Annotated in this window: 15 protein-coding genes and 1 pseudogene; 9 read left to right on the top strand and 7 right to left on the bottom strand. The window is 38.8% G+C overall.

Annotation, left to right across the window (positions count from 1 at the left end; translation table 11 throughout):
• Positions 1–425: 425 nt before the first annotated feature.
• Both BGP78_RS04720 and BGP78_RS04715 read left to right on the top strand, forming a co-directional pair.
• A complete protein-coding gene (locus BGP78_RS04720; RefSeq protein WP_119860329.1) occupies positions 426–620 on the top strand; it encodes a hypothetical protein in 195 nt (64 codons plus the stop codon).
• A 458-nt stretch (positions 621–1,078) separates the two neighbouring features.
• Positions 1,079–1,513: a helix-turn-helix domain-containing protein gene (locus tag BGP78_RS04715; protein ID WP_119860328.1), complete on the top strand. Its 435-nt coding sequence runs from the start codon at positions 1,079–1,081 to the stop codon at positions 1,511–1,513.
• Positions 1,514–1,520: 7 nt separating this feature from the next.
• On the opposite strand, the gene BGP78_RS04710 is transcribed toward BGP78_RS04715, so the two are convergent.
• Together BGP78_RS04710 and BGP78_RS04705 are read right to left on the bottom strand one after the other, a co-directional pair.
• Positions 1,521–1,913, bottom strand: a complete 393-nt coding sequence (locus tag BGP78_RS04710; protein ID WP_119860327.1) for a hypothetical protein — start codon at positions 1,911–1,913, stop codon at positions 1,521–1,523.
• A 104-nt stretch (positions 1,914–2,017) separates the two neighbouring features.
• Positions 2,018–2,668 carry a hypothetical protein gene (locus BGP78_RS04705; protein WP_119860326.1) on the bottom strand — a complete coding sequence of 217 codons (651 nt, stop codon included), beginning with the start codon at positions 2,666–2,668 and terminating at the stop codon, positions 2,018–2,020.
• A 129-nt stretch (positions 2,669–2,797) separates the two neighbouring features.
• On the opposite strand from BGP78_RS04705, the gene BGP78_RS04700 reads away from it, so the two are divergent.
• Positions 2,798–3,973 (top strand): quinone-dependent dihydroorotate dehydrogenase, encoded by a 1,176-nt coding sequence (locus tag BGP78_RS04700; protein ID WP_119860325.1) that lies wholly within the window; start codon positions 2,798–2,800, stop codon positions 3,971–3,973.
• A gap of 41 nt (positions 3,974–4,014) precedes the next feature.
• Here BGP78_RS04700 and BGP78_RS04695 read toward each other — a convergent pair whose 3' ends face one another.
• Positions 4,015–4,386, bottom strand: coding sequence for a DoxX-like family protein (locus BGP78_RS04695; RefSeq protein ID WP_119860324.1), 372 nt, complete (start codon positions 4,384–4,386; stop codon positions 4,015–4,017).
• A gap of 150 nt (positions 4,387–4,536) precedes the next feature.
• On the opposite strand from BGP78_RS04695, the gene BGP78_RS04690 reads away from it, so the two are divergent.
• Positions 4,537–4,752, top strand: coding sequence for a TIGR02450 family Trp-rich protein (locus tag BGP78_RS04690; protein ID WP_119860323.1), 216 nt, complete (start codon positions 4,537–4,539; stop codon positions 4,750–4,752).
• 96 nt (positions 4,753–4,848) lie between these two features.
• Here the strand turns inward: BGP78_RS04690 and BGP78_RS04685 are convergent, their stop codons facing one another.
• Positions 4,849–5,454, bottom strand: a complete 606-nt coding sequence (locus tag BGP78_RS04685; RefSeq protein WP_119860322.1) for a hypothetical protein — start codon at positions 5,452–5,454, stop codon at positions 4,849–4,851.
• A gap of 305 nt (positions 5,455–5,759) precedes the next feature.
• Here BGP78_RS04685 and BGP78_RS04680 point away from each other — a divergent pair, with 305 nt between their 5' ends.
• The gene (locus BGP78_RS04680) at positions 5,760–6,521 is read left to right on the top strand and encodes an ABC transporter substrate-binding protein (RefSeq protein ID WP_259386162.1); all 762 of its coding nucleotides are present in this window, start codon (positions 5,760–5,762) and stop codon (positions 6,519–6,521) included.
• Between the two features lie 91 nt (positions 6,522–6,612).
• Here the strand turns inward: BGP78_RS04680 and BGP78_RS04675 are convergent, their stop codons facing one another.
• Positions 6,613–7,176, bottom strand: a complete 564-nt coding sequence (locus BGP78_RS04675; protein ID WP_119860321.1) for a DinB family protein — start codon at positions 7,174–7,176, stop codon at positions 6,613–6,615.
• Positions 7,177–7,604: 428 nt separating this feature from the next.
• On the opposite strand from BGP78_RS04675, the gene BGP78_RS04670 reads away from it, so the two are divergent.
• Complete coding sequence (locus tag BGP78_RS04670; RefSeq protein WP_119860320.1) at positions 7,605–8,060, top strand: hypothetical protein; 456 nt, start codon at positions 7,605–7,607, stop codon at positions 8,058–8,060.
• Between the two features lie 291 nt (positions 8,061–8,351).
• Here BGP78_RS04670 and BGP78_RS04665 read toward each other — a convergent pair whose 3' ends face one another.
• Positions 8,352–8,750, bottom strand: a complete 399-nt coding sequence (locus tag BGP78_RS04665; RefSeq protein ID WP_119860319.1) for a transposase — start codon at positions 8,748–8,750, stop codon at positions 8,352–8,354.
• Positions 8,751–8,878: 128 nt separating this feature from the next.
• On the opposite strand from BGP78_RS04665, the pseudogene BGP78_RS04660 reads away from it, so the two are divergent.
• From BGP78_RS04660 to BGP78_RS04650, 3 genes and pseudogenes are all read left to right on the top strand, one after another.
• A pseudogene (locus BGP78_RS04660) lies at positions 8,879–9,197 on the top strand (GNAT family N-acetyltransferase); the annotation flags it as partial.
• 326 nt (positions 9,198–9,523) lie between these two features.
• Complete coding sequence (locus BGP78_RS04655) at positions 9,524–10,420, top strand: PD40 domain-containing protein (protein WP_119860318.1); 897 nt, start codon at positions 9,524–9,526, stop codon at positions 10,418–10,420.
• 149 nt (positions 10,421–10,569) lie between these two features.
• Positions 10,570–10,878 (top strand): hypothetical protein, encoded by a 309-nt coding sequence (locus BGP78_RS04650; RefSeq protein ID WP_119860317.1) that lies wholly within the window; start codon positions 10,570–10,572, stop codon positions 10,876–10,878.
• A gap of 70 nt (positions 10,879–10,948) precedes the next feature.
• On the opposite strand, the gene ansA is transcribed toward BGP78_RS04650, so the two are convergent.
• Positions 10,949–11,959, bottom strand: a complete 1,011-nt coding sequence (ansA, locus tag BGP78_RS04645; RefSeq protein WP_119860316.1) for an asparaginase — start codon at positions 11,957–11,959, stop codon at positions 10,949–10,951.
• Positions 11,960–12,020 lie beyond the last annotated feature (61 nt).

Below are 12,020 nucleotides of genomic sequence, written 5' to 3'. Positions count from 1 at the left end.
CGGGTAACCTAATCAAGGCACTATTTAAATTACAGGCTCAAGTCGGCTGGTTTCATAATAGTGCCCCAGTTAGTTTCAGGCTCTAGCCAGGTGTAAGCGACTTTGCTTTTTGTATTAATGTACGCGTAATGGGCGTCTAATCAAGCTAAGTAGCTTATGTCGTTAGGCATATGATCAGGTTAAAGCTTAATGGCTATTCACTCACCTTATAGATTGATGCGTAGCCCCCAAATTCAACATGCAAGTGCACCACTATAAACTATCAAGTGAAAAGACTTCCTCAGGCGTCTGATAATCTAAAATCTTTATTCTTAATTCACCCTAAATTTTACATATGTAATTAAAAAGACTGCCGAGGTTGCAGTTGGGTAATTTTTAGGTTAATTTTATTGTTTAGTTTGTAAATTTAAATAAAGGAATTAGAAATGAGATTAAAAGTAAAAAAGAAAAGCCTCAAAGATTTATCATTAGACAATAATGCACTACCAATGAATGTGACGCCGCAGGTGGGCGGAGGTGTTTCCAGTATGGTTTGTATTTCACTAGGAGCTGTAATTTTGACCGTTGGTGCTACTGTTTCTTCACAACCCTGCCTAAGAGCATATTATAATAATCGATAGTATTCTTCTAATTTTCATCTAGAGCGAAACTTGCAATGAAAGGGCGCTATAAAGCGCTCTGTAAAAGCCAAGGTGGTCGTAATTAAGTACGCATCGTTTCCCGAATTCGAATTTAAACTGACATATATGGACACTCCCAGTGTGTTAAACAAAATAACTCTGGCGGGGTAGAATAAACTACCTCGTTTTTTCATTTCGTCGCTGCCACTGTTTGACGTTTGACCGATTTGCAATAAAGCGTTGCTCTGACCTATTGAATTCACCAGTGCCCTCTTGCTCAAGGAAACCAAGTAACGCTTAAAACCGTTAAGAAGCTATCTTCGGTACTTCCAGTGAGTAAGTGATGAACGTCAGCCGCTTAGCCTAACAGCAGAGCATTTACATATGTATCAAAGAGCCAAGGCCATTTTCGAGCAAAGCAGAAATAGCTTGGGCTGCAGCGAGCTACGAAAACGGTTATGCAAGGAGGGCTTTATCGTCAACTACTGTGTGAACAATTAACAGCTTGGCTGGCTATGCCAACTTCGTATACTTCTCAGTCACCATTTATGGTATGCAATGCTTTTGAACAACACTCTGATATTAAGTTACTTGAGTTACAACATTATATAAAAGATGCGCTCAATGAGTCTCTCACTGTCGCCGTTTTAGCACGCAGGTTATACGTTAGTGAAAGAACCTTGATCCGTCGCTTTCATAAACATATGGGTTTGTCACCGTCTGCATATGTCAGACTTGCTCGTTTAGAAAAAACTAAATTTTTACTGCGCTCGACAACCGATAATTTCGATATTATTAGTACGCATGTAGGATATCAAGATGCAAACGCTTTAAATAAACAGTTCAAAGTACAGTATGGGACGTCAATGATGCAATTCAGAAGAACAAGATAAGCGTAAACTACGCGGATGTTAACCACTCAATTGCATGGTGTTCATCGTGAAAGCTTTTGAGCTTTAAAGAAGTATTATGAGAAAATAAATCAATTAAGTCACTTTTAAAGTCTGCTAGGCTAACAACACGCGCAACACAAAAATGCGGTAGGATCTGTTCGATAACTTTAGTCACTTTCAATATGTCACTACCACTATAGTGTAACTTTAAATCGACGACATTAAGAAGCAGCTTATCTTTATGATGTAACCGTGCAAAGCTTTGGATTTTTTGATACATATCGATCACTTCTTTTGGCTGGCCGCACCCTTTTACGGTTACAGCAATAATATCGCTAGGGCAGGCGCTATTGATATTGTAGGTAAATGGCTGTGTGGTATGGTCGGTCCTGTCAGTCATAGCATTCAGTTACAAAGGCACTCTTCTATTATAGGTTTAGCAAATTCTGAACAGGTAATACAGGTCAATGACCGCATTGTTCACAAATAATTTTATTGAATAGCCTAAAGGCCATCAATGGCAGTTAGCCCTGATAAAACGGTATTTTCATGATCGCTATATATTTTTTTAAAATTGTTTCTGCATATTGGCGCCTTTCGTTGTAATGATGCGGGTAAAAAACTGTTGACGTGCTCTAGTTGTTTTATAAATTGTTTTAAGTTTATGTTGTTGTACCTAAAGGAATCTGTACACGTCGGGTGCTCAGAGAGCGACGAAATTGCGACATCAACTGTGCGTGAGCCATGTTGAAATAGCGCTTGGCTATTTGCAAAATTTGCTTCTTGCGTGCGCAGTGTTGCGGCTTCTGGAATGGCTTTTATCCTTAGCTGAGTGCTATTTTTTTGCCAAGTAATTCCACACACACTGATATGAACGGGTGATGTAATACCAGCGGTAACTTTTGGAGCGAGATTTAAATTGCCGGGGTGATAGATATCTTCTATGAGTGAGAGTGCGGTATTGGGCGACAAGCTTTCAAATGTCGTGTGTCCGAAATTACTTAAATAGCTGATTTTTAGTGTTTCAAGTACGTAATAAACCTTGCCAGTATCTTGCCATATAGAATTATTTGTTAGGCAGTTATCGCTAACGGTAATGATGTTTTTATTTTCATACGCCGTTTTGTTCAACCACGTATTAATTAGATTCTTCATAATGACTCTTTGGTTTTAGTTGATAACATAAATGAAAATGAGAAGGATTGCTATTAAGGTTTGGTCGGTGTAAGGTGTAAATCATTCAAATTAGCATCATATATCAACCACACTAAACTGGAGGCTAAAATGAGCTTTATCGTCGGGCTAAGGAATTTGTTTTTCAAGGCCCTATATAAACTATCTCGTCCGTTAATCTTTTTAATGGATCCTGAAGAAGCGCACTATATGTTTAAACGCGTAGGGGTGTTCTTAGGGTCAAATTTCTTGACTCGATTTTTGACGTCCTTGTTATTTAATTACGGGCATAAAAGCCTTAAAACATCAGTAGATGGCATTGAATATAGAAACCCGCTCGGTTTATCGGCTGGATTTGATAAAGACGGCGAATTAACCAAAATATACCCTTCTATCGGCTTTGGCCTGGCTGAGTTAGGGTCATTTACGGGAGAGGTGTGCCCAGGTAATCCGGGTAAAAGACTCTTTAGGATGGTTAAATCAAAGTCGATTTTAGTGTGGTATGGTTTGAATAACCAAGGTGCAGAAGTTATCTCGAAACGGCTGAAAGGGGTGAATTTTGGCAAACTCAAAGTAGGGATCAACGCCGCGAAGTCCAACTTGACCCCTGAATTTGATTTGCAAGACTCTATTGATGATTACACTAAAACAATGTCGTTGTTCAAAGACATCGGTGACTACTATACGATAAATATCAGTTGTCCAAACACGCAGGACGGCGAGCCGTTTGTAATTAAAGAGAATTTGGACGCATTATTAACGGCGGTGAACGCCCACCGGGTAGAAGGGCGACCAATTTATGTAAAATTGGCTGCGGATATCTCCATTGATGAAATTAATATTATTGTTGATGCCTGTATTGAGCATCAAATGGAAGGCGTGGTTTTAACTAATTTAGCCAAACCTGCACACAATAAAGAGTATATTGAGTCAGAGTTACCCTATCATAAAGGCGCGATGAGTGGTTTGCCATTACAGCGTATTTCTACCAATGTGATAAGACATGTTTATCGCCGCTCTCGCGGTAAACTAACCATAATTGGTGTTGGTGGTGTGTTTACTGCGAAAGATGCGTATGAAAAAATAACTTCAGGTGCGAGCTTGTTGCATATGATCTCAACCCTTATCTTTGATGGCCCGCAAAATATTAATGAGATTAACAGAGGGCTTGTTAAATTATTAAAAGCCGATGGTTTCTCATCAATTGAAGAAGCAGTGGGGTCAAGAAACCCATTGCCAAAACTAAAATCAAGTCAGTCACAGCATACTTCTCAAAACGCGGCGTAACAATTTCTTCGTTCCACCAATTCAAGGCTGAGAGATCAGCCTTATTTTTTGCCTTTCACCTCATTTAATAACACAAAGCTCAACGCGATCACTGATAAGTTGGTTGTTACAGGGTTAAATGCTTCAATTAAAACAACAGGGTAGAGAATTGTAACAAATAAAAGCAGGGCAAAGAGTGCGACGATGTTTAAATAAATCAGCCAACGCTTTGTGTAAAAAACAAACAAGCAACAGCCAAATACTATTTCACCTACACCCGCTGATCTCGTTATCCACAATGAGGCGACTTCCGACAAACCGATGCTTGCAGTCATGGCTTTTTCTAGCGGGGCAATATGAAATAACTTTGGAAATAAACCATGGTATATCCAGCTAAAGCTGATCATCACTCTAGCTATCATGTATGTTGGCATATTATTGTTGTTCTTTTTATTTTTTAAATCAGGCCTGATCTTAACCTTAAAAGCTATCTAAGCCTATCAAACTATTTACGTTTTACGATCTATTTTTGACGGCAATACGTACATATGAGTCTATATCGATTTTAATAAGAAAAGTAAAAAATGCATAAAATTAATCCCAAAAAACTGCTCAATAGTAAATGGACAGCGGTGTCACCTAAGCATAAAGAAAAGCACTTTATGGTCACGGATGTTGAGTTTGATGAAGAAGGCCAAGTGCTGCACTGCATAATTGAAGCTGTGATAACAAAGCGCGCAGTCGAAATCCAATGGTTTGACTTAAAAGATGAGCAAGAGTGGGCATTTGGATGGAGGTAGCATAAACAGAGTTGTCTTGTTTAAAGGAAACTGACAAAGCGACTTGGTATATTAGATAGCACCTTAAATACGATGTAAGCTGCTATCTATGACACGTTACTTATTTTTATCGTTGTCGATTGAGTCAGCTATTGTACCAATATTATCTAATTGTGCGTTTAACTGATGTTCTGTTATTTCATGGTTTTGGAACGCAATTTCTAGTGATAGCACTTTAATCGCTTGGCTTAAGGCTATGAGATATAACGATGAATTATTTTGGCGGCTTCGTTTTAAATTGATCAGTAATTCATTTAACTCGCTTAACGCAGCACCCGATAAATTTTTACTGACGATGCTTTGCATAAGCAGCGTATCTAAATACGTGGGGTAAGGAAGTGGGTTTCTAACATAAAACTCTTGCTTGAGTTTGTCACTGTCAGGCAAGTTATTAAAATACTCTATGAGTTCTTCGCTGTAATCTTGGCATGTGTCAACTGCGGTTATGGCAGAGTTTAGTAGTTTAATAACATCTTGTTTTTCTTTTCTATCGCTTTCGTAATTGGTGATTGAAATAGCCAGTAGGACGCCAACTAATGTTGCGATGAGCGTCAGAATAAAATTAATACCAAGGCTATATTGCTCAGTCGCACTTTTAAACTTAGGTAAAAAAATAATAAAGCTTATAAAAATCAGAAGTATAGTTATTATTGTATAAAACATAGCAGTGCTTGTTTTCCTTTTCATTGAGCCCACGGATATGCACGTTAATCCTATCGTGATTTCTCTTTTTTTACCAATTTACATCAAAATATGTGTTTTAGCATCACTGTTTAAGTGTCTTATATGTTTAGTTGTTTGAGCTAATACATAATATTTACGTGTATTGATAAAAGCATTACTGATTGAGTTGATCGCCAAATTAAACATCGCAGTGCGACATACGCCTGTGATCAATATTGGTAACACTCTCTGAGTTTACGAAAGCGTCTATAATTAAGTTATGTGATCCTTAAAAGTCACCATTTATGACTGTTGTAAAACTCATTGTATGCGGTTGTCTGATGTGTCTTATTACACCGGTGCAAGGTGCGATGTTACCCGAGCAATGTAAGAAAATTGGTATCGTGGCAAGTTGGCCACCGTTAACCGTATTTGATGAGGAAGGAGCAACGGGTTTAGATGTTGAAATTGTGCAACATATATTTGAGCGTGCAAAAGTGTGCTACAAATTTGTTAGGCTGCCCTCAAGTGCACGAACATTCGAAGAAATGCAAAAAGGCACCATAGATGTTGCAACAATGACCAGCTATACCATATCGCGAGAGAGGTTTGGCACGTTCTCTGTGAGCTATCGTCAAGAAAAGATGCGTTTGATCTCTTTAAAACAGCCCTCAAGCATTACTAATTTAAGAACAGTTTTAAACAGTGATAACACCATAGGTTTGAGTATTGGCTCGTATTATGGAGTAGAGATCAGACAACTGATGTCTGATACTCGACTATCAGACCAGTTTGTAGGTCTTGCGAGCGCGAACAGTAGAATCGCCATGTTAGTAAAAGGTCGAGTCGATTTTATTATCGATGATTTAATTAGTGCCCATTATTATAAAACGAAACTTGATCACGCGAGCTTAAAAGTGTGGCCTTATGTCGTACATGATAATCCGGTTCATTTGCTATTGAGCCACACTGCTTTCACTCACACTGAGATATCGGCTATTAACCTGGCTATTAAAGATCTTCAAAACGATATTGATGCCATTGTAATGAGTTATCTTATTAATTGATGCTGTTTAACATGCATATTAACGCGTGTGGTACAAGGCCCCGTTAGAGCCGCTTTCGTTTTTATTTCAATGGTGTAAGTCAATCTCAAGGTCATTCCGATTTTGTATATATGTAAGTATGAGTATCAGGTATTTCAAGTAAAAAGTCAGTTGGGCCAACATCATACTGCATTTGACTAAATAGGGTGGTTAATTGACCTCTATGGTGAGTTTGATGGTTAAATAGATGACTGATGAGTTCGCCAAAATCACGCCTACTTATAACACCTTGTGAGTTTGTATATTGTAACTGGTTATCGAAATCACCTTCTTCTGTGTCATTTTTAAGCCATAACTCGATTAATGAATCCACCTCTTTGCGTGTGGCCTGTAATGAGTGAAAGTCTGAATATAAAATATCATCTAAACGCTTAGGGTAGGGGAAGTTAGATAAACGGTGTAAGGTTGTATACCTTTCAGAGAACTGTGAAAACCGAGTTAACCAAACAAGGTCGCCGGTGAGGATGTGATTTAGCGTGCCAATAATTGATTTGAAAAACGCGCCACGGTTTTCATTGAGCGCCTCTTTACTTAGATTTTGAGCAACACTATAAATCTGTTTATTCATTCTTGTATTGTGATATGACATTAATATAAAGTGATTTTTTACATTCATAACTAGCCTATTGTATGTCAGCGAGTATTAGCGACCTGACTTTATCTAGTTAACATCAGGTTTTTTCAGCTGTAATATTATTAATTTACAGTAACATGGCCAGAGTCAATTTTTATGCATATCTTTTGGAAGTTCAACAAACTACTATGTTATTTTGCAAAAATTTTATTCTGATTATTGCACTTATTTTATGCGCTTTATGTAGCAATTTGTTTACTCTTTAGAAAGACCCGAGTTCAGGTAATATGGCTGTTGTCACAAATCAACACTTCGGCTTTTTACAGTTCTATTGACCGTTTTTATTATACCTATGAAATATAATGGCTTTAATTTTCAAGTTTTTTGAGTTTGAAATTTAACCACTCTATGTGACCCAAAACGGTTTGAATGACGTAGTAATGTTTACACGTAATCATGAGATGTAAAAGATGCTTCATTATCTTGTAACCAGTCAAAACTATCCAGCTTTTATCAATATTCAACACCAGGTTGAGGAATTTGCAAAAACAGAAGATGTATCAGCGTTGTGCGGGAAGAAACCACACCCACTGCATACGTGGCTGACAAAGAATGTATTGGCTATCGTGAAGGTTGAGCTTTTTGCATTTATTTGTGCGCTGTTCGTGGTGTCATCTGCTGCGCTATTTTTTAACTTAACAGCGGGCGTGTGGTTACTGTTAGTCATGGTCTCGTTGCTTTTCTCTATTTGGGTGTCTGGTTTAGCGGGGTTTGAGTTGCTACAACATTACTTGCAATGCCAAGATGCAACGCAAGATAGCGAAAGTTTGCTCGCACTGTACGTTGAAATCAGCGATCAAGAGCTTCCTCATCTCACGACATTGTTAGAGCAGCCACATAGCGTGACGGTTGTAAAACTCGACTGAGGTGAGTTGATTACTTTTATGGCGGAGACTAATAAAGCCACCGCCTGTACTGTAATTAGAAATAAGTAACAAGTCGACCAGTAGGGAAGAGCACCATAGCCCCAGCGCCTAGTGGTACTCTCATTTTTGCTCTTTAGCGCAAAAACACATTTAATACTCTCTAATGCTGACCAACATTCATGGATAAGCATGCGGAAGTCTATTGTCTTAATGCCCAACTTTAACTTAAATCCCTCATGAACCCCTTGGTTTTTATAGCAGTCACAGTCAGAATATCCCCTTTTTAGTTGCTTAATTTACGTTTGCACTATTTCCATACACTTTAAGGCCAGTGCTATCGACCACAATATCTATAAAGCCTTTGCCTGCGCTCTTTCTATATTGCACATCAAGTGTTTTACTGCGTTTGCATAAACAGCTATAACCCGGTGATTGCAGCGAGGTATCCATCATTGTGAGCAAGGAATTTACAAATCCTTCTAAAGCCCTGAATGGTAGCTGGAATAAGGCCCTTAAGGTTAAACACGTTTCAATTGCTAAATCAGAATAGTGATTTGAACGACCGCGGGCACCGTATTTTTCGGTATTCCGCCACTTTGAGATAGCACTCTCACTTAGCCAAATATTGATGTTACCGCGTTGAACCAAAGCACGATTGTACTGTGACCAATTCCTAATTTTATTCTTCATTTAGTATCATGAGTTAAGGCATTTAATGATCTGATCGCACCAAACCAAAGAAGTTCAATTATTTAGGAAATAACGCCATTCTTTATTCTGGTTAGCTATTAGGGGGTAATCGATAATCTTTTTATCAGTTTCTTTCTCAAAGTTACTGGGCGAAAGGGATCCCAAGGACGACGCTACGAAAAGCAAGTTGGGTTTGCGCGACTAATTACGGACAAAGCGACGTTTGCTTATTTAGCCGATGTGTTTATTCTGGAGTCGCATCGAGGAATGGGCTTAAGTAAATGGCTCGTAGAAATAATCGTTAAGCATCCTGAATTACAGGGGCTTAGGCGAATGGTGCTTGCCACGAAAGATGCGCATGGGCTGTATTCCCAATATGGCTTTAAATCGATAGAAAACCCTGAAATGCTGATGCAAATTTGGCAACCAAATATTTACAGTGATTGAGCTATTTAAAGTTTAAATTAAGTAACCTATTTAAAAAGCTTTCATGATTGTAAATCTACTACTTCCAGTGTCAATTATGTTTCAAAATATTGAATTTTAAAGCTTTTTTAGTCTATGTTTATAAGGGCAGCTGCACTTACGAAACAGTATATGTGGCCTTCCCCTAAAACTCGGTGAAAGGCTTTTGTGTAAACATCATCTAAAAGCCATCTAAAAATCAGACTCACGTCAGGACTTGTCACCTTACCTTGCATATATTGAATGACTCTCAAGCTGTATATAAGTGGCCTTACAGCTTTGCTAATTCTGTAAGTAAGGAAATAAATATGAAAGTGATCTTTACGCCAGTTCTATTGCTACTTTCTGCGTGTGTTGTAACTGATGACAATAACAATCAGGGTAATTTACCGGCGTTAGAAGGGCCTTATTTAGGACAAGAACCACCGAGTCTCATACCCCAAATATTTGCACCAGGCTATGTTGCGACACGACATCGTGACTATAGTGGCTCGTTCACGCCAGATATGACAGAGTTTTACTTTTCCCGACGAAATGTTGATACGGGTAAATGGTGGCTAGTACGTTTTAAATTAGAAAATAATTTATGGCAAGAGTCAGTTGTAAGTCCTAGGGTGGGTAGGCCAACACTGGCACCTGACGGCAATACGATGCATTTGGGGAGCCAATATATGACGCGTACATCAAGTGGTTGGTCAACTGTTAAAAGTTTGGGGAAGTTGTTTGATCGCGATGATTGGGGGATCATGCGTTTATCTTCATCAATACAAGGGACTTATATATTTGACGATTATAAAAACCACGACGTATTGCGAATATCTGAGATGAAAAACGGCCAACGTCAATCGCCTAAGCTATTACCCTCACATATTAATTCAGGCAAGTGGACTGCTCATCCTTTTATCGCAGCAGATGGATCATATTTGATATGGGACAGTGAAAAGGCGGATGGTTTTGGAGATAAAGATCTCTATATTAGCTTTCGCCACAGTGATGGTTCATGGGGGAATGCGGTTAATTTAGGGAAAACAATAAATACCAAATCAATGGAGGCAAGTGCTTATGTTTCACCCGATGGTAAATATCTATTTTTTAATAGAAGCCCATTAGTAGATACAGAGGGTGAAGATCCGGAAGGTGATATCTATTGGGTAAATGCACAGATTATTGACCAACTTAAGGAAAAATCATTAACACCAGAATAGAGAACATACATATTATGAGCGACAAGGGAGTTTATTTTGAGTGTTTTTAAACTGAGTCGTGTTTAATCGCCTTTAGTGTGTGGGTTTTCAGTTAGGTTTGCTATCATCCGAGCTTAGTTAATTTATATATTCATATTTGGAATGTTTTTATGAAGAAGTTGTCTGCTGTGCAAAAGAAGCAACAAGCGGTTGTATTAGAAGTTGCTGACAAATTAGAAGAGCAAGCTCGCGCAGAGATCCCGGGTATGTTGCAATGCTGGTTTAGTATGGAATATCACTTGTTTCCAAGCTCATTGTTGCTAAGGTTTCAATTCGACAGCGAAGAAATGTTACTAAGTGCTAAACCAGATCTTTTAAAGTGGCAAAAATTGTTAAGCGCAGCAATGATGAAAAAGGGGGTCGTGCTAAAGAATATGCGTTTGCATCTGGTGTTTACCCTTGAAGGCCCCGAAGACTAATTTGATGTGTTAAAGTGTAACTTAATAAAGAGCCGTTTTTGGCTCTTTATTCGTTTGTGCCTTGAAAAGTCTAGCGTGTAATTTCGCCCCTTAGGCTATCTTGCATCAAGTGCCTAACGGTTTCGAGTTCTAACTCTTGGCTAAATAAGTAATGTAGCTTAGCAATACAGGCTTCTAGGGTCATATCGTAGCCACTAATAACACCGCAGTTTATTAATGCATTCCCTGTTGCATAACCACCCATATTCACTTGACCTTGTATACACTGGGTTAAGTTTATCAACACCACGCCTCTATCATAAGCTGCTTTGAGTGCATCTAAAAATAGCTGCTGCTGAGGTGCGTTACCTACACCAAAGCTCAGCAAGATCAGTGCTCGAATATCGCCGCCAAGAATATTGTTGATGATGTCTATATTAATACCAGGGTAGAGGTAAAGTACCCCAATTGGTTGTGGCGTTATGGGGGTGACTTGTAAAGCCTGCTCGACATAAGGGCTTAACTTACCTTCTTTTAACTTAATACTGATCCCAGATTGTGCCAGTGGTTGTAAGTTAGGCGATGAGAACGCATCAAAACCGTCTGCATGTGCTTTCGTTGCCCGGTTGCCCCTAAACAGCTTGTTATTAAAAAATAGGCTAACTTCGGCTATCGGGTAATTTGCTGCTAAATACATGGCATTGAGTAAATTGACTTGTCCGTCAGAGCGCAACTGAGAAAGGGGGATTTGAGATCCTGTTACGATAACGGGTTTGGTCAAATTCTCAAACATAAATGACAAGGCTGATGCTGTGTAAGCCATGGTGTCTGTGCCATGAAGTACCACAAAACCATCATATTGATCGTATTTTGCTTTAATATCATCAGCAATGATCTGCCAATGATAAGGCGACATGTCTGAAGAGTCGATTAATGGGCTGTATTCATGAATATCAAATAACGGCATTTCTTCACGGGTAAACTCTGCGTTGTTTTTTACCGTTTCAGTCAGGTAGCCTTCCGCAGGAATGTAACCACGGCTTGATTGTTTCATACCAATTGTACCGCCGGTATAGGCGATGTATATTTTTTTTCTTTTCATGTAAAAAAGCCCAGAATCTATTCTGGGCTTAGTATATCAATAGTCACTGCTGATTGCAGCG

Origin of the sequence: Pseudoalteromonas sp. MSK9-3 (assembly GCF_003590335.1) — a bacterium.
Classification (GTDB): Bacteria; Pseudomonadota; Gammaproteobacteria; order Enterobacterales; family Alteromonadaceae; genus Pseudoalteromonas.
Note: the sequence above shows the minus strand (reverse complement) of the source record. Positions and strands in the feature narration are given on the sequence as shown.

Coding starts and splice junctions, on each gene's coding strand:
- BGP78_RS04650 (WP_119860317.1), top strand. CDS start 10,570: ATGAAGAAGTTGTCTGCTGTGCAAAAGAAGCAACAAGCGGTTGTATTA.
- ansA (WP_119860316.1), bottom strand. CDS start 11,959: ATGAAAAGAAAAAAAATATACATCGCCTATACCGGCGGTACAATTGGT.
- BGP78_RS04670 (WP_119860320.1), top strand. CDS start 7,605: ATGCTTCATTATCTTGTAACCAGTCAAAACTATCCAGCTTTTATCAAT.
- BGP78_RS04720 (WP_119860329.1), top strand. CDS start 426: ATGAGATTAAAAGTAAAAAAGAAAAGCCTCAAAGATTTATCATTAGAC.
- BGP78_RS04700 (WP_119860325.1), top strand. CDS start 2,798: ATGAGCTTTATCGTCGGGCTAAGGAATTTGTTTTTCAAGGCCCTATAT.
- BGP78_RS04655 (WP_119860318.1), top strand. CDS start 9,524: ATGAAAGTGATCTTTACGCCAGTTCTATTGCTACTTTCTGCGTGTGTT.
- BGP78_RS04685 (WP_119860322.1), bottom strand. CDS start 5,454: ATGTTTTATACAATAATAACTATACTTCTGATTTTTATAAGCTTTATT.
- BGP78_RS04690 (WP_119860323.1), top strand. CDS start 4,537: ATGCATAAAATTAATCCCAAAAAACTGCTCAATAGTAAATGGACAGCG.
- BGP78_RS04705 (WP_119860326.1), bottom strand. CDS start 2,668: ATGAAGAATCTAATTAATACGTGGTTGAACAAAACGGCGTATGAAAAT.
- BGP78_RS04715 (WP_119860328.1), top strand. CDS start 1,079: ATGCAAGGAGGGCTTTATCGTCAACTACTGTGTGAACAATTAACAGCT.
- BGP78_RS04710 (WP_119860327.1), bottom strand. CDS start 1,913: ATGACTGACAGGACCGACCATACCACACAGCCATTTACCTACAATATC.
- BGP78_RS04675 (WP_119860321.1), bottom strand. CDS start 7,176: ATGAATGTAAAAAATCACTTTATATTAATGTCATATCACAATACAAGA.
- BGP78_RS04695 (WP_119860324.1), bottom strand. CDS start 4,386: ATGCCAACATACATGATAGCTAGAGTGATGATCAGCTTTAGCTGGATA.
- BGP78_RS04680 (WP_259386162.1), top strand. CDS start 5,760: ATGACTGTTGTAAAACTCATTGTATGCGGTTGTCTGATGTGTCTTATT.
- BGP78_RS04665 (WP_119860319.1), bottom strand. CDS start 8,750: ATGAAGAATAAAATTAGGAATTGGTCACAGTACAATCGTGCTTTGGTT.